Source organism: Mesorhizobium sp. M9A.F.Ca.ET.002.03.1.2 (assembly GCF_003952365.1).
Lineage (GTDB): Bacteria > Pseudomonadota > Alphaproteobacteria > Rhizobiales > Rhizobiaceae > Mesorhizobium.
The window spans coordinates 910,758-928,285 of sequence record NZ_CP034443.1 but is presented as its reverse complement, the minus strand read 5'-3'; the positions used below and the strand labels follow the sequence as shown (position 1 = coordinate 928,285).

23 protein-coding genes and 1 pseudogene are annotated in these 17,528 nt (G+C 62.4%); 10 read left to right on the top strand and 14 right to left on the bottom strand.

Translation table 11 applies throughout. The annotated features are described in order from the left end of the window. The first annotated feature begins 82 nt into the window (after positions 1–82). Both rpmF and EJ066_RS04640 read left to right on the top strand, forming a co-directional pair. The gene (gene rpmF, locus EJ066_RS04645; protein ID WP_126035344.1) at positions 83–265 is read left to right on the top strand and encodes a 50S ribosomal protein L32; all 183 of its coding nucleotides are present in this window, start codon (positions 83–85) and stop codon (positions 263–265) included. Between the two features lie 239 nt (positions 266–504). After that, complete coding sequence (locus EJ066_RS04640) at positions 505–906, top strand: hypothetical protein (RefSeq protein WP_126035342.1); 402 nt, start codon at positions 505–507, stop codon at positions 904–906. 11 nt (positions 907–917) lie between these two features. Here EJ066_RS04640 and EJ066_RS04635 read toward each other — a convergent pair whose 3' ends face one another. From EJ066_RS04635 to EJ066_RS04625, 3 genes are all read right to left on the bottom strand, one after another. Then, positions 918–1,349 carry a heme-binding protein gene (locus EJ066_RS04635; protein ID WP_126035340.1) on the bottom strand — a complete coding sequence of 144 codons (432 nt, stop codon included), beginning with the start codon at positions 1,347–1,349 and terminating at the stop codon, positions 918–920. Between the two features lie 205 nt (positions 1,350–1,554). After that, the gene (locus EJ066_RS04630) at positions 1,555–1,863 is read right to left on the bottom strand and encodes a hypothetical protein (RefSeq protein WP_245455077.1); all 309 of its coding nucleotides are present in this window, start codon (positions 1,861–1,863) and stop codon (positions 1,555–1,557) included. 79 nt (positions 1,864–1,942) lie between these two features. Next, positions 1,943–2,470: a helix-turn-helix domain-containing protein gene (locus EJ066_RS04625; RefSeq protein WP_126035338.1), complete on the bottom strand. Its 528-nt coding sequence runs from the start codon at positions 2,468–2,470 to the stop codon at positions 1,943–1,945. A gap of 100 nt (positions 2,471–2,570) precedes the next feature. Between EJ066_RS04625 and EJ066_RS04620 the strand changes: the two genes are divergently transcribed. Continuing rightward, entirely contained in the window at positions 2,571–3,404 is an 834-nt protein-coding gene (locus EJ066_RS04620) for an alpha/beta hydrolase (protein ID WP_126035336.1), read from the top strand. A 51-nt stretch (positions 3,405–3,455) separates the two neighbouring features. Beyond that, positions 3,456–4,118, top strand: a complete 663-nt coding sequence (locus tag EJ066_RS04615; RefSeq protein ID WP_126035334.1) for a glutathione S-transferase family protein — start codon at positions 3,456–3,458, stop codon at positions 4,116–4,118. A gap of 129 nt (positions 4,119–4,247) precedes the next feature. Here EJ066_RS04615 and EJ066_RS04610 read toward each other — a convergent pair whose 3' ends face one another. From EJ066_RS04610 to EJ066_RS04600, 3 genes and pseudogenes are all read right to left on the bottom strand, one after another. Next, positions 4,248–4,523 (bottom strand): metalloregulator ArsR/SmtB family transcription factor, encoded by a 276-nt coding sequence (locus EJ066_RS04610; protein WP_126035332.1) that lies wholly within the window; start codon positions 4,521–4,523, stop codon positions 4,248–4,250. A gap of 31 nt (positions 4,524–4,554) precedes the next feature. Further along, positions 4,555–5,776 (bottom strand): annotated as a pseudogene (locus tag EJ066_RS04605) (MFS transporter). 84 nt (positions 5,777–5,860) lie between these two features. Beyond that, complete coding sequence (locus EJ066_RS04600) at positions 5,861–6,055, bottom strand: DUF1192 domain-containing protein (RefSeq protein ID WP_126035330.1); 195 nt, start codon at positions 6,053–6,055, stop codon at positions 5,861–5,863. Positions 6,056–6,246: 191 nt separating this feature from the next. Between EJ066_RS04600 and EJ066_RS04595 the strand changes: the two genes are divergently transcribed. The 3 genes from EJ066_RS04595 (at position 6,247) to EJ066_RS04585 (ending at position 8,712) form a co-directional block, all read left to right on the top strand. After that, complete coding sequence (locus tag EJ066_RS04595; protein ID WP_126035328.1) at positions 6,247–7,260, top strand: NAD(P)H-quinone oxidoreductase; 1,014 nt, start codon at positions 6,247–6,249, stop codon at positions 7,258–7,260. 160 nt (positions 7,261–7,420) lie between these two features. Next, a complete protein-coding gene (locus EJ066_RS04590; RefSeq protein ID WP_126035326.1) occupies positions 7,421–7,561 on the top strand; it encodes a DUF1127 domain-containing protein in 141 nt (46 codons plus the stop codon). 455 nt (positions 7,562–8,016) lie between these two features. Then, positions 8,017–8,712 carry a DUF1013 domain-containing protein gene (locus EJ066_RS04585; protein ID WP_126035324.1) on the top strand — a complete coding sequence of 232 codons (696 nt, stop codon included), beginning with the start codon at positions 8,017–8,019 and terminating at the stop codon, positions 8,710–8,712. A gap of 186 nt (positions 8,713–8,898) precedes the next feature. On the opposite strand, the gene EJ066_RS04580 is transcribed toward EJ066_RS04585, so the two are convergent. After that, positions 8,899–11,601: an HAD-IC family P-type ATPase gene (locus EJ066_RS04580; RefSeq protein ID WP_126035322.1), complete on the bottom strand. Its 2,703-nt coding sequence runs from the start codon at positions 11,599–11,601 to the stop codon at positions 8,899–8,901. 325 nt (positions 11,602–11,926) lie between these two features. Here EJ066_RS04580 and EJ066_RS04575 point away from each other — a divergent pair, with 325 nt between their 5' ends. Both EJ066_RS04575 and EJ066_RS31735 read left to right on the top strand, forming a co-directional pair. Further along, on the top strand, positions 11,927–12,514 hold the full coding sequence (locus EJ066_RS04575; RefSeq protein WP_126035320.1) for a hypothetical protein: 588 nt from the start codon (positions 11,927–11,929) through the stop codon (positions 12,512–12,514). Continuing rightward, the gene (locus EJ066_RS31735; RefSeq protein WP_245455076.1) at positions 12,466–12,789 is read left to right on the top strand and encodes a universal stress protein; all 324 of its coding nucleotides are present in this window, start codon (positions 12,466–12,468) and stop codon (positions 12,787–12,789) included. Before EJ066_RS04575 ends, EJ066_RS31735 begins: the two co-directional genes overlap by 49 nt. Before the next feature lie 119 nt (positions 12,790–12,908). Here EJ066_RS31735 and EJ066_RS04565 read toward each other — a convergent pair whose 3' ends face one another. From EJ066_RS04565 to EJ066_RS04545, 5 genes are all read right to left on the bottom strand, one after another. Beyond that, a complete protein-coding gene (locus EJ066_RS04565; RefSeq protein WP_126035317.1) occupies positions 12,909–13,628 on the bottom strand; it encodes a YafY family protein in 720 nt (239 codons plus the stop codon). A gap of 73 nt (positions 13,629–13,701) precedes the next feature. Next, complete coding sequence (locus tag EJ066_RS04560; protein ID WP_126035315.1) at positions 13,702–14,112, bottom strand: hypothetical protein; 411 nt, start codon at positions 14,110–14,112, stop codon at positions 13,702–13,704. A gap of 7 nt (positions 14,113–14,119) precedes the next feature. Next, a complete protein-coding gene (locus tag EJ066_RS04555) occupies positions 14,120–14,485 on the bottom strand; it encodes a VOC family protein (RefSeq protein ID WP_126035313.1) in 366 nt (121 codons plus the stop codon). Positions 14,486–14,538: 53 nt separating this feature from the next. Then, positions 14,539–15,141 (bottom strand): DJ-1/PfpI family protein, encoded by a 603-nt coding sequence (locus tag EJ066_RS04550; RefSeq protein ID WP_126035312.1) that lies wholly within the window; start codon positions 15,139–15,141, stop codon positions 14,539–14,541. A 75-nt stretch (positions 15,142–15,216) separates the two neighbouring features. Then, positions 15,217–15,381 carry a hypothetical protein gene (locus EJ066_RS04545; protein WP_126035310.1) on the bottom strand — a complete coding sequence of 55 codons (165 nt, stop codon included), beginning with the start codon at positions 15,379–15,381 and terminating at the stop codon, positions 15,217–15,219. Positions 15,382–15,566: 185 nt separating this feature from the next. Between EJ066_RS04545 and EJ066_RS04540 the strand changes: the two genes are divergently transcribed. Then, entirely contained in the window at positions 15,567–15,755 is a 189-nt protein-coding gene (locus tag EJ066_RS04540) for a hypothetical protein (RefSeq protein WP_189644587.1), read from the top strand. 133 nt (positions 15,756–15,888) lie between these two features. Here the strand turns inward: EJ066_RS04540 and EJ066_RS04535 are convergent, their stop codons facing one another. Together EJ066_RS04535 and EJ066_RS04530 are read right to left on the bottom strand one after the other, a co-directional pair. Continuing rightward, on the bottom strand, positions 15,889–16,617 hold the full coding sequence (locus tag EJ066_RS04535; protein ID WP_126035308.1) for an SGNH/GDSL hydrolase family protein: 729 nt from the start codon (positions 16,615–16,617) through the stop codon (positions 15,889–15,891). A 98-nt stretch (positions 16,618–16,715) separates the two neighbouring features. Continuing rightward, positions 16,716–17,456 carry a thioredoxin family protein gene (locus tag EJ066_RS04530; RefSeq protein ID WP_126035306.1) on the bottom strand — a complete coding sequence of 247 codons (741 nt, stop codon included), beginning with the start codon at positions 17,454–17,456 and terminating at the stop codon, positions 16,716–16,718. Positions 17,457–17,528 lie beyond the last annotated feature (72 nt).

Sequence of the window (17,528 nt, the reverse complement as noted above, 5' to 3'; positions counted from 1 at the left end):
CGACTTTCTCAGATTCCGGCCCCTGACGCGGCCCTTTCACGAGGGCGGCCGGGGCATTTTGACCATCTAGTGGAGCATATCCATGGCCGTTCCGAAACGAAAAACCTCTCCGTCGAAGCGCGGCATGCGCCGCTCGGCCGACGCGCTCAAGGCCCCGACCTATGTCGAGGACAAGAATTCCGGCGAGATGCGCCGCCCGCACCATATCGACCTGAAGACCGGCATGTATGGCGGTCGCCAGGTTCTGGAGCCGAAGGAAAGCTGAGAAACGCTTTTGACGGTTTTGTGACTCCCGAAGGACCGGCCATTGCGCCGGTCCTTTTGCATGTGCGATCCCCCCTCGAACCAATTTCAGACATCCCAGTTGCGGTATCGGATGGCAGCCGGGCCGGCTGACATAGTTATTTCGCACAGTCTTTGTCCGTGTTCGCGGTCACGTACGAAAATTCTTGACGGCGAACGCCGGGCGCATACTAGAGAAGGCTATCCAACCGGAGACGTCAGATGTTCGGTGCCATTCCGCTGCTGATCGTGCCTTTCGTCCTCTACAATCTCGGGCTTCTGGGAATATTCGGCAGTGGCGACGATCCCTGGGCAAACCAGATGTTATCGATCCGCATGATGTCGGGTGGGGTGTTCTCGATGACGCTCGGCGATCTGATCGTGCTGATCGCGCTGCTCCTCTTCTTCGTCGAAATCGTGAAATCGACACGCACGACGAACGCCTCGATCATGGACCACCTGTTGTCGACCTTCGTCTTCGTGGCGTTCCTGGTCGAGTTTCTGCTGGTGAAGGGCGCGGCGCACTCGGTCTTCTTCACGCTGATGGTCATCGCACTGGTCGATGTCCTGGCGGGCTTCTCGGTTTCGATGCGGGCGGCCAGTCGGGACATCAACATGAACTAGAGGTCCGGGCCTCAGCCCGGATCGGCGGTGAAGCCAGCCGCCTCGATGCCGGCGATGGCGGCTGCCTCATCATTGTCCGATGTATCGCCGGAAATGCCGACGGCGCCGATGATGGCGCCGGCCTTGTCGCGGATCAGCACACCGCCAACGACGGGCAGGATGCGTCCGCCCGACACGTCGGAGACGCCGGCGATCAGATGCGGACGCTCCTTGGCGAAGGCTTCGACGCGGCGCGAACCCATGCCGATGGCAAGCGCGCCGTAGGCTTTGCCGGCCGACATCTGCGGACGCAGCAACGAGGCGCCGTCCTGGCGCTGGAAAGCGACCAGATGAGCGCCGGCATCGAGGACCGAGACGCCAAGCGGCCTGAGCTCGAGCTCGGCGCCTTTGGCGAAAGCGGCGCCGATGATCTCAATAGCTTTGTCGAGCGTCAGTGCGGTCATGGCAGTCTCCTGTTGAAACGTGATTCACTGATCCGGGACGACAGATACAAAATCCCGGTTCCGGTTGAAATCGCTTCGCGTGAATGGCGAAATGGAAGCGCCGCTGACCGGCACTGTCCTGATATGGCGCTGCCGTCCGGTCGCTTCCAGACCCGTTGTCGAGGATCAGAGTGCCGCGCGTCCCGTTGGACGCGCAAGGGACGCTCTACAGTCTGAAGCAGCGCATGATCCTTTCCGGACACCGATTCCGGGTTTCCAGCGTCATGCGCAACGAACCGGCCCTATTTTTCTTGGCCCGCGCCGGCTTTTTCGCCGGGACAGCCGGTGCATTGGCGAGGTCTTCCGCTTCCTTGGCAAGGCGCAGCGCCCTCAGCTTGTTGGTCTTTATCTGGCGGGCGTCGCTCTCGGCGACATATTCCGCCATCGCCTTCTGACGAACCGTGGCTGCTTCCTCCTGCTTCTTGAAACGCAAATCGGCCCGCGCGCGGGCAGCATCCTTAGAGTTCTCAACCAAGGGTTTTTCCAATCCCGTAAATTATAGTTTTCAATCCCTTTAATAGCAGAGCCGGCCTGCAATGGGGAAAATAAGTTGGTCAGGCACCCGGATCGCACCCGGCACCCGGCGCCTTTCGGGCGACAACCGCCTCGTATCCGGCCTGCAAGGTCGCACGGACGGTGGCATCCGGCGGCGTGTCGGAAGGCATGCCCAGATGTTCGTGGCGCAGTTCGTCCATGAACTGGTTCCACATCGGCGGACCGCCCTTTTCCAGAAGCTCGGCGCGGATCGAGAGTTCCTCGCTGACCGGCAGCCAGATGCGACCCCAGGCGCCAAGATGCGCCAGGATCGGCACCAGCGTTATGGCCATTTCGGTCAGGCTGTAGATCGCCTTCTGCTTGTGGGAGGGATCGTCGGCCCTGGTCAGCATGCCCAATTCCATCAGCCGCTTCAGCCGGTCGGCAAGGATGTTGGAAGCGATGCCCTCGATCGAACCGTTGAGCAATTCGCGAAAATGGCGTTTGCCGCCGAAAATCATGTCGCGAAGGATGATCAGGCTCCACCGGTCGCCAAATACCTCAAGCGAAAGGTTGATCGGGCAGCCAGAGCGGTGATCGGTGTGCATGCGATTCTCCAGATAAAACTGGTTGCACTATCGTATCAGTCTTATTATGATGCAACTGATTGCAAAATGCAATTAGTTTGCAGAGGAGGAGATCGCGACAATGGTCAAGACCGCGGAACCCGAAATCGCATCCCAGACGTTTGGCGACCCCGCGCATCCATCGATGCTGCTGATCATGGGCGCCATGGCTTCGATGCTCTGGTGGCCGGAGGCGTTCTGCCGGAAACTGGCCGGCAAGGGTCTGTTCGTGATCCGCTACGACAATCGCGATACCGGCCGTTCGACCAAATATGCGCCGGGCGAACCGCCTTACACATTCGACGACATGGCGGACGACGCCATCCGCGTGCTCGACGACCACGGCATCGCGAAAGCGCATGTGGTCGGCATGTCGATGGGCGGCATGATCGCGCAGCTTGTGGCGCTGAAACACCCGTCGCTGGTCATCTCGCTTACGGCGATCAGCACTTCTCCGATGGGAACCGACACGTCGCATCTGCCAGGGATGACCGAGGCGTATATGAAGCATTCGGCTGAAGGCGCGAAGGTCGACTGGTCCGACCGTGACCAGATGGTCGATTTCATCGTCAAGGACGCGCAAGCAATCGCCGGTACCGCCCATCCCTTCGACAAGAAGCGGACGAGGGCGTTCGTCGAACAGGATTACGACCGATCCGGCGGCTTCTTGAGCGCGACCAATCATTTCCAGCTCAAGAGCGGCGAAGATCGGGGCAACGTGCACGAATTGAAGGTTCCGCTCCTTGTTATCCACGGTACCGAGGATCCGATCTTTCCGGTCGAGCATGGCGCCGCTCTCGCAGAAGCCGTCGCCGGCGCGAGGCTTGTCCGCATCGAAGGCGGCGGCCACGAACTGCATCCCGACGATTGGGCCGTCATCGTCGACGCAATCGTGGCGCATAGCCAAGCCAGGTAAGTGGCGGGCCGAATGTCCGCGAGGCGAAGCACCAGAGGAACAAACAAAACAATGTCCCTGACGATGCATATTCATCCACTGGCATCCTTCTGCTGGAAGCCGCTGATCGCGCTCTATGAGAACGGCACGCCATTCACATCGGTTGTCGTCGATCTCGGCAATGAGGAGTCGCGCGCGGCGTTCCTGAAATTGTCGCCGGCCGGCAAGATGCCTGTGCTGCGCGATGAGGCGCTGGACCAGACCGTGCCGGAATCGACGATCGTCATCGAATATCTCAACGCGCATTATCCCGGACCGGTCGAACTGATCCCTGCCGATGTCGATCTTGCCCGCCAGACCCGCCTCGCCGACCGCATCTATGACTTCTACGTGCAGCACGCGATGCAGAAGATCGTCGGCGACCGCCTGCGGCCGGAAGGCAAGACCGATCCGTTCGGCGTCGAAGAGGCGCGCGCCCAGCTGCGCAGCGCCTACGCCATCATCGACCAGGACATGCGGTCGAGCACATGGGTGATGGGCGAGGCCTTCACCATGGCCGACTGCGCCGCGGCGCCTGCGCTGTTCTACGCCAACAAGGTCGAGCCGTTCGGCGACGACTATCCGGCGTTGAGGCGCTACCACGACCGGTTGCTGCGGCGGCCGTCAGTCGCCCGCGTGCTCGAGGAAGCGCAGCCTTATTTTAAGCTCTTCCCCTACAATAACGGTCAGGCCTGATGCCGCATGATCCGGCACAACTCGGGCTTCTTGTTCCAGGCGCTCACCGACCCGGAAGGCAAGAGCACGCGGCTGGCCGCGCTTGGTGCGTCACTGCCGAGGCGTGGCGGCGCATCTCAGCTACCACGGTCAACCAGGCTGCTCTGCCTCCCAGAACTGGTCGAGCCAGATGTTGAGCTTCAGGAAGCCGGCACTGCTGACCGTATAGACGCGCCTTGTCCCTTCCGGCTTGGCGTTGACCAGCCCGGCTTCGAGCAGCACCTTCAGATGCTGCGATACAGCCGGGCGCGAAACCGGTAACCCGGCGGCCAGTTCGTTGACGGTCTTGGGGCCGCGCCGGAGCTCTTCCAAGAGATAGCGCCGGTTGGGATCGGCAATCGCCATGAAGGCGTCGGAGAACATCATACCTTATTTGTGGGGCAAAGTTCTCCAAATCTCAACCGTTGGTTTCAGGCTTTCTGCGCGGATCGAGCCGCAAGGCTTCCGGCGTGATCGAGCGCTCGGCCGGTTGCGTCTTGAAAGCGTCGCGATCTTCGATCGGCACCGGAGCTCGACGGTTGATACGCAGCAGCGTGTAGCCCGCCAGGCAAAGATGCGCGAAGGCAGTCGCAAGGAACAGGCCTTCCGGCCGCATCCAGCCCATCAGGGCGGCGGCCAGCAATGGCCCGATCATCGTGCCGAAACCATAAAGCAGCAGCAGGCCGCCCGACACTTTGACGAAATCCTCCGCGCGGGCGTGGTCGTTGGCATGGGCCACGGCGATCGAATACAGCGTGTAGGCAAAGGCGCCGTAAGCGGCGGTGAAGACAATGACGAAGACGCCGGAGCGCGGCTCGAACAGGAAGACCGCAACGGCGAACAGCGCCGCGCCAAAGGCCAGGCCCGCCAGCACGAAGCGGCGGTCGGTCTTGTCGGAGAGGCGCCCGGCCGGAAGCTGCATGGCGGCGCCGGCGACGACCACCAGGCTCATCATCAGCGCGATCTCGGCCGTGGAAATGCCGATGCGGGCGCCATAGACCGCGCCGAGCGTGCCCCAGGCGCCGTTGGCGATGCCGATCAAAACGCAGGCGATCGCCGACACCGGCGAATTGACATAGAGCCCCTTGACGTCGAGCGAGACGTCCTGGAGCGGCTTGGGGTGCGAAGCCGTCGAGACCGCGGTCGGAATGAGCGACAGGCAGAACAGGATGCCGGTGATCATGAACAGCGAGGCCGACTTCACGTCGCCGCCGGCAACGATCATCTGGCCGCCCATGATCGAGGCATAGGTGACCATCATGTAAAGGCCGAAGACGGCGCCGCGGTTCTCGTTGGTGGACTTCTCGTTCAGCCAGCTTTCGATCACCATGAAGCGCCGGCCATGGTGAAGCCGGGAAGGCGTCGATGATCAGGCCGGTGAGCAGTGCGACGATGGCTCCCGATGCCGCAAAGGCGCCGAAAGCGCGTACGTGACCGGCACGGCGCACGATGCGCGGTGCAAAGAAGCAGCCGGTGACGAAGCCGCCGGCCCAGGCCGTGCCCATCAGGCCGAGCGATGCGGTCGAGAAACCTTCCACCTGGCCGCGAAGCGGCAACAGCAGCCCGTGCAGTCCGGTCGCCGCCAGCAGGAAAGCGGTGCCGCGAAGCAGCGAGAGGATCGGTCGGTAGCTTGCAAACATTTAGCTGATCCGGCTGGAATTTAGGGAGGGATCTGAAGACAGTCGCATTCGGGCTTTTCGGCGGCGGACACTTTGGCCCTGGAATTATCCGCGGCGGAACAGCGCCTCGGCCGCCGACTTGGTGGTGCCCTTGGTCTTGAGTTCGGCTTCCAGCCGGGCGATCTCGTCACGCAAGATGCCGATCCGCTCGGACAGTTCATCGACGGAAAGCAGCGACAGATCCTGCCCGATCTCATGCGGGCGCGCTTTCTTTTTGGGTTCGTCGTCGAAGATCGCCATCGTCGCTCCTCGCTCATGCGCGAAAATTAAACTGCTGCAGCGTCCTTTGGGCGTCCAATCGGATGCCCGGCGCTGTCGTGGCCATTTGCCTGATTTGGCAATCAGCATACATAGGGCAGGGGCATGGATGCAAATAGTCGGCAAGAAACTGGCAGCTGGCAGGAAACTGGCGAAGCGAGACGGGAAAATTCATGGCGAATGGACAGAATAAGATTCCGGCGAAGATGACGGCCATTGCGATCTCGGAACCCGGCGGACCGCGGGTGCTGAAACCGGAAACGCGCGACGTGCCCATGCCCGGTCCCGGCGAAATCCTGATCCGGGTGCGCGCCGCCGGTATCAACCGGCCGGATGTGCAGCAGCGCAAGGGCGCCTATCCGCCGCCGCCCGGCGCGTCGGATCTGCCCGGCCTCGAAGCCGCCGGCGAAGTCGCAGCCCTTGGCGATGAGATATCGCGCTGGCGCGTCGGCGACCGGGTCTGCGCGCTGACGCCCGGCGGCGGCTATGCCGAATATGTCAAGGTTCATGCCGGCAGCGTGCTGCCGCTGCCCGCCGGCTTTACCCACACCGAAGCTGCGGCGGTGCCGGAAAACTACTTCACCGTCTGGCACAATGTCTTCGAGCGCGGGGCCTTGAAGAGCGGCGAGACGCTGCTCGTGCATGGCGGCTCGTCCGGGATCGGCACCACGGCGATCCAGCTCGCCTCGGCCTTCGGCGCTTACGTCATCACCACTGCCGGCAGCCAGGAGAAATGCGACGCCTGTCTGAAGCTCGGCGCTGACCGGGCGATCACCTACCGCGAGGAGGATTTCGTCGCGGCGGTCAAGGAGGCGACCGACGGCCGCGGCGCCAACGTCATCCTCGACATGGTCGGCGGCGACTATGTGGCGCGAAACTACGAGGCTGCGGCGATGGAAGGCCGCATCGTCCAGATCGCCACGCAGGGCGGGGCGGTGGCGAGCGCCGATTTCTCGAAGATCATGGTCAAGCGGCTCACCCACACCGGCTCGACGCTGCGGCCGCGCACCGTCGAATTCAAGGCGGCGATCGCCGCGGCACTGGAGGCGCAGGTGTGGCCGCTGCTCGGCACCCGCAAGGTGGCCCCCGTCATGGACATGATCTTCCCGCTCAAGGAAGCATGGCGGGCGCATGAGCGGATGGAGGACGGCGAGCATATCGGCAAGATCGTGCTCGATGTCGGCTGACACATCGCCCAAGACGTGCGCTCCGACAAGCTGAACAAAAGCTTAATGGTGCAATGCAACAATTGCATTGCGGCCATGCAAAAGCGTCTGTTCAATTCCTGGGCAGCGATGCCTATTTACGCGTCATCGAAACGAATGATCCAACAAATGGAGGACCACCATGAACCCGATCCGTGCTTTCCGCAACTGGCGCATGTACAACGAGACAGTGCGCGAACTGAACAAGCTCAACGCCCGTCAGCTCAACGATCTCGGCATCAACCGTGCTGACATCGAGAGGATCGCCCGTCAGGCGCGTTGATTTCGAGCGTGATCCCGCCCGAAAGCATCAGGCCGCTTTTCGCGGCGCCTAGGCCCGAGATCATGCTTTAGAAGCCAGAGCCGCAGCAGACGGATTTCCGTCGCCGGTTCCGAGCCCGCTGGATCCTGTCCGGCGGGTTTTGTCTTTTGGACGTCGGTACAGCAGTGACGGTTTTGGAGCCCCATGCCAGTCTCTTCAGGGCGAGCTTCGGCAATTGACCGCCGTTGAAGCCGTGTGCGCGATCAGTCAGCCGAAGCCGGCTGGCGAATAAAGCGAGTGGCACGGTCCCCGATCGCCAAGGCTACTTGACGGGGTCTGACCGTCCTTGCCGCCTGGCCTCCCAAAAACATTGCGAAATGGCGAGAGAGCGGTTATACAGACCGCGAATTTCCCATTTTGGTGGCTCTAAACCACCGCCCGCGCGGGAACGCGGGCGAACGAGAAGGATTTTTCAAATGGCCAATACGCTGCTGATGCCCAAGGCGACCGCCGTCTGGCTGGTCGACAATACCGCGCTCTCCTTCGAGCAGATCGCGCAGTTCTGCTCGCTGCATCCGCTCGAGGTCAAGGCGATCGCCGACGGCGAGTCGGCGCAAGGCATCAAGGGCATGGACCCGATCATGACCGGCCAGCTGACCCGCGACGAGATCGCGCGCGCCGAGAAGGACCCGAACCATCGGCTGAAACTGTCCGACCCCAAGGTGCGGGTGCCCGAATCCAAGCGCAAGGGTCCGCGCTACACGCCGCTGTCGAAGCGCCAGGACCGGCCCAACGCCATTCTCTGGCTGGTGCGCAACCATCCCGAGCTGAAGGACGCGCAGATTGCGCGCCTCGTCGGTACCACCAAGTCGACGATCGACCAGATCCGCGACAGAAAGCATTGGAACTCGGCCAATCTGCAGCCAATGGACCCGGTGACGCTGGGTCTTGCCTCGCAGATCGACCTCGACATGGAAGTTAACCGCGCCTCGCGCGGCCGCGAGCAGGCACAGCCGGCCGGCGACACGCTGCTGCCGGCGGCATTGACCGAGCGGCTGGTGCCGACGCCGGAGAAGCCGAAGGACGAGGATGCGGAACTCGACGCCAACGCCGTCTTCGCCAAGCTTTCGGCGCTGAAGTCGAAGGACGAGGATTCGGACGACGAGGAGTAGGATACCGGCGAGGCATCAAGCCGGGCCGCCCATCTCGTTCAGCTTGGCGCGGCGGTTCCGTAGCATTGGCCGCGAATCCAGTGGCGGCGCCGCCATTGTCGGGCTTCTGTCGCACCGGTTTTGTCCAGGGCGAGATATGGCGGCTATCCGTCTGTCAAAGTAGCCACGTCTTCGGCAATGACTGCCTCATTCACCGAGGCGCTGTGTATCCTGGCGTTCATTGTCCGCAGCCCTGCGACGCTCTCGCCATTTTTCGAACTCCATGCCCACCAGCAGGGTTGCGGCGAGGAGAAGCAACATCCCCCATTCGCGCAGCGAAACCGGCGTGATCTGCAGCGTGTCGCTCAGTCCTGGAATATACATCGCGCCGATGTGCAGCGCCTGCGCGCCGAGCACGCCGAGGACGAGGAGCGGATTGGCGAACAGTCTTTGACGGAAGACCGAGAGGTGTTCGGAGCGGCTGTTAAAGGTCTGGAAATTCTCGAAGAGGACGAAGAGAAGGAGCAGAAGGTTGCGCGCCTGCTCCTCGGGATAACCCTGCTGGAGCAGCCAGTAGAAGACGGCGAAGCCTCCGACGCCCATGACCAGAACGGAATGCCAGATGCGGCGGATCATCAGGCGATCCAGGATCGGCTCGTTCGGACGGCGGGGCGGATAGCGAAGTTCGTCGCCCTCAGCCGCCTCGGCGGCAAGTGCCACGTCCTGTATCCCATTGGTGACCAGGTTGAGCCAAAGGAGCTGGACGGCCAGCAAAGGCATGGGCAGCCCCATCGGCATTGCCAGCAGGAACAGCACCACCTCCGCCGCGCCGGTCGATACCAGCATGAAGACCACCTTGCGGATGTTGGCGTAGGCGACGCGCCCCTCCAGGATACCGTTGACGATCGAGGCGAAATTGTCGTCGGTGACGACGATATCGGCGCTCTCCTTGGCCACATCCGTGCCGGCTCGTCCCATCGCCACGCCGACATGGGCATGCTTCAGCGCCGGCGCGTCGTTGACGCCGTCGCCGGTGACGGCGACAAAATGTCCGTTGCGTGAGAGGGACAAAACGATCGAGAGCTTCTGTGCCGGATCGACGCGGGCAAAAATACGGGCGTTACGCGTCAACTTGTCGAGTGCCGCTTCCCCCTCCTGCTCGGCGCGGCGCACCGTCTCGCCCGTCACCACCTGGTCGGGTTTGAACACGAAACCGGCCTGCTCGGCGATCACGCTTGCCGTTCGCGGATCATCGCCCGTCACCATCGCCACCTCGATGCCGGCACGATAGCAGTCGCGGATGGCGTTCGGCACTTCGGGGCGCACCGGATCCTGCATTCCCGCCATGCCGAGAAAGGTGAGATCCACCAGATGGTGATGCGCATACCCGTCATCCGGTGTCGTGTCGATCTCCGCCTGGGCGAATGCCAGGACGCGCAGCCCCATTCCGGCAAGCTCCTCTTTCTGGCGCAGCAGAAACTCAGCGTCGATCGGCAATGGTCGGCCATCGGCATCCATCTGGCTGGCCATCGCTATCAGCGTTTCGGGCGCGCCCTTGACGAAGATACGGACACGGCCCTTGCGGCGGTGAAAGGAGGCGGCGTATTTGAGGTCCGGCTCGTAGGGGATGCGGGTGATGAGCGGGTAGTGCGCGGCGATTTCCTCCTGCGCGATACCACCCTTGCGGGCTGCCGCCAGCAGGGCGACATCGACGGGGTCGCCGTGCCGGCTCCAGCTTTCCCGCTCCTTGAACAGACGCCCCTCATTGGGCAAGGAAGCCGCTTTCAGAAGGGCGGATGCGCGCAACGAGGCCTGCGCATTGTCGCCGTGTGGCGATACGATTGAACACGCGTCCAGATCCTGGCCCGCCTCGCATTTCAGTCGTGTTCCGTCCGGCAGCAGGATGTCCGTGACGGTGAGCTCGTTCATCGTCAGCGTGCCCGTCTTGTCTGTCGCGATCATGGTGCAGGAGCCAAGCGATTCCATTGCCGGCATCTTGCGCACGATGACATTTGCCCTGGCCATCCGTCGCATGCCGATGGCCAGAGCGACGGAGATTGCGACGGGCAGCCCTTCGGGAATTGCGCTGACCGCAAGACCGACCGCAAGCATGAACAGGTCACGATAGGGGACGTCCCGCAGAAGCCCGACCGCGACCAGCAGAAGAATTGCCAGGCAGACAGCGATCGCGATCATCCGCGAAAAGCGCTCCAGGCGTATGAGGAGTGGCGGCTTGGATATCGAGCGCTTGCCGATCTCCTGCGCGATCTTGCCGATTTCCGTTGCGCCGCCGGTCGAAACGACGACACCTCGTCCGCGTCCCCGCGTGATCATGGAACCGGCATAGGCAATGTTCCGCCCCAATTCCGCACTCGACAATGAGGCTCTCTTCTTCACCGGTCTGGATTCGCCGGTCAGCAGCGACTCGTCGCATTGAAGGTCCTTGCTGAGCAGAAGCTGAATATCGGCCGGAACCCTTGAACCGGCTTCCAGGAGCACCAAGTCGCCGGGAACGAGTTCGCGGGCGTCGATCCTGCACTGCGCTCCATCGCGGATCACCGACGCATGCGGTTCTTCCAGATTTCGGAGCGCTGCCGCAGCCCGCCCGGCCGAATATTCCTGTGCGGCTCCTATGATGCCGTTGATCACCAGGACAACGCCGATGAACAGCGCATCCTTAGCGTCTCCCAATGCCAGCGAGACCACGGCTGCGAAGACAAGGATGTAGATCAGCGGGCTGAGGAACTGCCGCAAGAATACGGCGGCGAGGGATGGCGCATACGGTTGGGGGAGGGCATTCGGGCCGTATTGTTCGAACCTGGAGCGCGTTTCGGCATTGGTCAGCCCCAAAACAGGAGGATCATCCGGTATTGGCACACCGTGCGTTTGCGTGAGGCCCAGATCGTTCATCTCTTTCCGTTGGCACGGTTCCAAGAAATAATGGGCGGCTTTGCCTGGTCCGTTGCCCCTTCGGGTTATTGTTGCCGCCGCCAATTTGTTTGACACACGGCCAAGTTAAATTGTTTGTCTTGAATCAAGCCGGCGCATTTCCTCGTCTCCATGGTAGACGCGGCGGCGATCGAAGACTTGGGTGATTTAGGCCTGGCGGCGGCACCATCATGGAGAGGCGGGAAGGAGAGCTGTTGACCGTCGCGGGCCGCCGGTTTTGACGCAAGTCAAGGAGCGAAGGCCGTTCTTGGCTATCTTGCGGTACTTTCCCGAGAAGGGTGTTCACATGCTTAAAAGTATTCTCGTTGCCTTGGATGGTTCAAGCTCGAGCATCGCCGGTGCCAGTTTTGCGCTTCGCCTGGCCGGCCGTCTGTGCGCAAATGTGGAGGGACTGGGCTTTGTGAATTCCGACTGGATCCAGCGCCCGCAGCCAGTCCCGGTAGGCGGACTTGCCTACAAAAGAGAATTTGACCTCAAACTACTGAAGAGCGCTGACGAACGCATCGATGCCGTTCTGCATGCGTTCAGTTCGGATGCGCGGCGGGCGAGCATAACATTTTCGACCAAGCGGATCGATGCCGATGCGCTTTCAAGCATCGGCATCGAATCCATCGAGCACGATCTGGTGGTCGTGGGACGGAACAGCCTTTTCGACATTGAAGGAGAGCTCGACAGGATTCCCCTCTGCCTAGATCGCATCGTCCGCAGCGGGCTAAGACCCGTTGTGGTGGTTCCGGATGCTGATGAGGGCGGTGGGGCGGAGAGTGACACCGCCCCTTGTTGGTTGCCTTCGACGGAAGCGCCGCGGCTTCCCGCACTCTACATATGCTGGCGCTGCTTGGCATCGCCGCGGAGCGGGAAGTACATATTCTAACCCAGAACAACAGGTCGGAACAGCAGGCTGCCGTGGAGGCCGAGCGCGCCTGCGCGCTGCTTCGTCGGCACGGAGTCGTGCGGGTAAAAGGAGTGGGGCTTGGCGACAGACAGGCCGGCACGCCGGCGGAAGCAATCCTCGGGACGGCGAAGGTATTGGGCGCCGGCATGATTGTCATGGGTGCCTACGGCCATAGCGGCATTCGCGAGATATTCGGCTCATGCACGCGCGCGGTGCTGACGGAGGCCCGGCAGCCGCTCTTCCTGTACCATTAACGCATGTCGCCCAAGGTGCGCCGCTGTTTGAACGCGCATCGCACAATCCCTTCGCGATGCCGCGGGCCTTCGACGTCTTCACACGGCCCGCGTCAAGCGTGCCTTGCGCCCTTACGGTGTCAGGGTCGCGCGGCCCGGTCCGGTCTCATGCCATAGTCCTCGCTTCGTTCCACAGCACGATAGAAATCAGCGAGTTGCTTGCCGCGCTCCGGCTTGAAGACGCGGCCGGCAATGACCACCGAAGCAATGCGATCGATACGGAAAGCGCGGAAATCGTCGCGCATCTCGCACCAGGCGACCAGCGTCCACACCTTGCCCCAGAACCACAGGCCCAATGGCCTGATGTCGCGCGCGGTGCCGCGGCCTGCTTCGTCGGAGTAGTCGATGGTCAGCACCTGGCGTTTCTCCACCGCGCGCTCGATCAAGTCGATTGCCTCGCGGGCGGCATCGCTCACTACCCACATCGGCGTATGGATCTCGGTGCGGGCGATGCGGTCCTTTTCGGCATCGGGCAACACGGCGCCGATCTTGACCAGCGCCTCGTCGGCGGCCCGCGCCATGGCAGCACCGCCAAAGGCGCGCACCATGCGGGCGCCGGCGACCAGCGCGACGATCTCGTCACGCGTGAACATCAGCGGCGGAAGGTCGAAACCCTCCCTCATCATGTAGCCGACGCCGGCCTCGCCGTCGATCGGCACGCCGGTCGACTGCAGGTCGGCGATGTCGCGGTAGATGGTTCGCTCGGAAACCTCGAGCCACGTGCCCAGCTTCTGGGCGGTGACCAGACGGCCACCGCGCAGATGCTGCACGATCTGGAAGAGCCTGTCGGCGCGGCGCATCGTTTGGTCCCTCGATGTTGCTCTTATGCATGTCGCCGCCCCAAAACCAGTTTCCACTTTTGGGCGACATGCATTATGGCTCAAGTCCTTCGCGCTTGCGTTGCGCGGCGACGAATGCCGCGCCGAAGGACAATTTCCCTGTTGTCGGCGTCTTTGCGTCCAGCACTCGCCAGAACGGCGCAATGTCGCTCAGCGTCATGCCGCGCTCCATGTCCTCGTTGGCGGCCTCGGCGACGGTTCGCAGATGATAGCCGATGGTGACCGGGCATGTCACTTCGGCACCGTGCTCGGTGGCGAGCGCGGTGCGCAATGCGCGGATGTCCATGTCCACGCCCTTTGGGATAGAGCGGATGAAATCATCGACCTGCCGGGCCGTCGGCACCAGCATCGACTGGCCCTCGACGACATCGCCAACAGTGCGCGGCGACGGCTTGATGCCGTTGGTGCCCGATGTGTTCAGCCTGTCGTTCCAGCTCTTTACCATGCGGCACCTAGACGAAAAGCCCGAAGCTGTTGCCGTCCGGGTCGAGGCAATAGGCGAATGTGCCGGCCGGAATGGAGATCGCCGGCGAGACGACCTGGCCGCCGCTCTGCCTCACCCGTTCCATGGCGTCCTCGATCGGTGCGGCAACCGACAGATGGATTGTCGGGCCGGTTCCCGGTGCCGCGGGTTTTCCGGGGTAGACGTGCCCGGAGGCCGTTCGGTCCTGCGCGGCGAACATGGCCATCGGGTTCGGGCCGCTCTCCTCCAGAGCGAGATCGTTCTGAAGCACCGATGCATAGAAGGCGCGCGCCCGATCCATGTCGGTGACGGGAATCTCGAACCAAGCCGAGGCTTTTGCAGGGATGAAGGCCATGTCTATCTCCTGATACTGTCGCACTATCGCACGCCGTTCCTGACACCATACTGTCAGGAGGCTCCAGCATATTCCCCTTCAGCATACTCCTTGGCGAACAGGGTGCGCATCTGCGCGAGGTCGCTGCTTCTCTGGGGATAGAGCGTCTTCAAATAGGCAAGAGCGAAGGTGCCGGGAGCCGAACCCGGCGCGGACACGATGCGACCGTCGGCGACGGCATGGGGCACGTCCTGATAGTTCTGGGCGCCGGAGTAACCCGGTTCCTTTTCATTGATCCAGTCGCGACCGTTGCTGGTGTGCCTGGCCTTTTCGAAGAGGCCGGCACGCGCCAGCGCCAGCGTGCCGGCGCAGATGCCGCCGACCACGCCGCCGCGTGCCGCAATTGCTGTCAGCAGTCCGGAGATATCAGGCGGCGCATCGACCCACTGGTCGGAACCGATGACGGCGACGGCGTCGAGATCGATATTTTCCTCGACCTCAGCGGAGCGGTCGGGCGTCAGCAGAAATCCGCTGGCCGATGTCACAGGCTTGCCGTCCGGGGTCAGCGACACCGCTCGTGCGCCGAACCATTCGACCGCCGAAGCCGCCAGCAGACCGTATTCCCAGTCGGCGAAGCGATCGATGAAAAGGACGCCGATGGTCTTCTGTTCGGACATTTCCTGCTCCGTCTTTCGGCCTGGCCTATTTATCTGGGCGTTGTGGCGCCCGCATCCAACCGTTGCCGTGAAAAATCATCCGCGGTTGTGGCGGCCTTCATAATTGTCCGGCCAACCGATGTCCTTGCGGATGCTCTGCGGCAACGCATTCATGAAACGCTGGGTACGGATTTCGTTGCGCATCGTCCGGATCTTGCCGACATAGTGCCGCACGCTGTGCAGAATGGTAAAACCGTTCATGGCTGGTCTCCTCTCTTTCGATGGAGACACTATCGCACACCCCTCCTGACAGCAGTCTGTCAGGAGGCTGAGCGGCCGTTGGCGAGCGCGCCAGGTTTGCCGGTTCCGCAGACCAGCAAGCGCCTGTCAGCTTCGATCCCGTCGCGAATGGCGACTAGGGAAGAGCGCAAGGAGCGCTTTGACAGTTGGCCGCGATGCTGGTCAAAGGCAGCATGTCGAAATTCCTCGCGCTCGTCATCGTCGCCATGATGGTTATCCAATTGATCAGGCCACTCGGCTGGCCGGGGCTGAAACGGCGCAGCGATTTCTGGAAGCTGGCGGTGCTGGCCATGGCGGCGATTTCCTTAACAGCGGCACTGGGGCATTGGACGTAGATCGGAGGCCGCCCCCCGCCATGCCTCCGGGCCGTTCACGTTATTCGAAACGGGACGTTTCGTTTCGCCTGAATGCGGACCGCACTTTCACCGTTCGCAACTCGAACAAGCCAAATCGCTGGCTTTTCGCCCGTTACGCCGGACGTTGCTCACCCAGCACCAAGCCGACCAGATGTTCCGCCCAGGCCCGGTAGCCGGCTTCCGAGGCGTGAAATCCGTCGGACGCAAAACCGGCTTCGGCATCGGTGATCGGCAGGCGCGGCGCCGGCACCGCGCCGCGTTCGAGGCAAAGGCGTTTGCCCATCCGGTTCATCTCGGCGGCGCGGATTTCCAGGATATTTCCGAGCAGGGGCGGCATTGCCGGCGCACGCGTGAATTCCAGCACCGGCGACCACACCACGCGCGCCTCCGGCCATTTGGCGCGCAGCGCGTAGAGCAGGCCGCCAAACTCCTTCTTGAAGCGTGGCACCGAGTGAAAGTTCTTGGTGTCGTTGGTGCCGATGGCGACCACGATGTGCGTCCACGGATCGGCCGACAGATTGGGCAGCACGTGGTCGCGGATCTGGCCTGAGGTTGCCGAGTTGAAGCCGGCTGCCCGCCAGCGCACCGCACGGCCGGTGCGTTTCGAGATCAGATCGGCCAGTTGCGCCGCCAGGCCGTTCTCGGAATTGCCGATGCCGACCGAGGCGGCGGAGGAATCGCCCAGCACCAGAAGCGAGATCGTTGGCGCCTGGCCCGATATCTCGTGCATGACCGGACCTTGCGCCGGCAGCATACGGGTGGTGCGGCGGCGCACGCCGAGTCCCTGCCAGACATAGACCGGAAAGGCGAACCAGGTGAGGAGGGCAAGAAAGCGCTGCATCGCAAACCGTTAATGGGGCAAGTCCGTTAATGGGATAGCGAGCAGCACTTAGCGCATGTCGGGCCGAAGGCGAAAGACCTTGCGTCGACGGCCCGTCGTCAATGGCAACAGGCGTCCTGCATCTCGGGCGTGTCCGCATATTCATCGTGCAGCCGCACCCAGTCCATCAGGCTGTGGTAGGGACCGGTTTCGTTGCGGCCCTTCGGCGTCAGGTCGAGATAGTGATAGGCGCCGATCAGCGGGTCACCGCCCCTGGAGCGCGACATGAAGGTCAGGAAGATGTCGCCTTTCTCGTCCCTGTAGAACACGCTGGTGCCGGGAAGGTCCTTCGATTTCCGCGCGCGCTGCTCGAAATTGTAGATCGTGGCGCCGTCCGCGATCTGCTTGTCGGTGAAGGAAACCTGCATGTCGAAGTTGAAGTCCGAGGCGTAGGACGACACCCAGTCGAATTTCCAGCCCATCCGCTGTTTGTAAGGCAGAAATTCAGCCAACGGCGCCCGCGAGATCACGACCAGCGACACATCGTGATGCTTGAGGTGCTGGTTGGCGCCGTCGATGTGGTCGACAAGGAAGGAACAGCCTTCGCAACGGTAGTCGGCACCCGGCCCGAACATGAAGTGGTAGACAATCAGCTGGCTTGCGCCTCCGAACAGGTCGGCCAGTTTCTTCGGGCCCTGTTCGGTCTCGAAGACATAGTCCTTCCTGATCTTCAGCCAGGGTAAATCGCGTCGCTCGGCCGCGATGCGGTCGCGAAAGCGCGTCAATTCCTTCTCGCGGGCCAGATGCGCCTTGTGCGCCTGGAACCAGTCTTCCCGTGAAACGATCCTGTTGTTTGGCATGAGCCTGCTCCTCGTTGAGCCCCAAGGACGTTTGGGCTCAACGCAAGCCGACACAGCCCTCGCGTTTTTTGG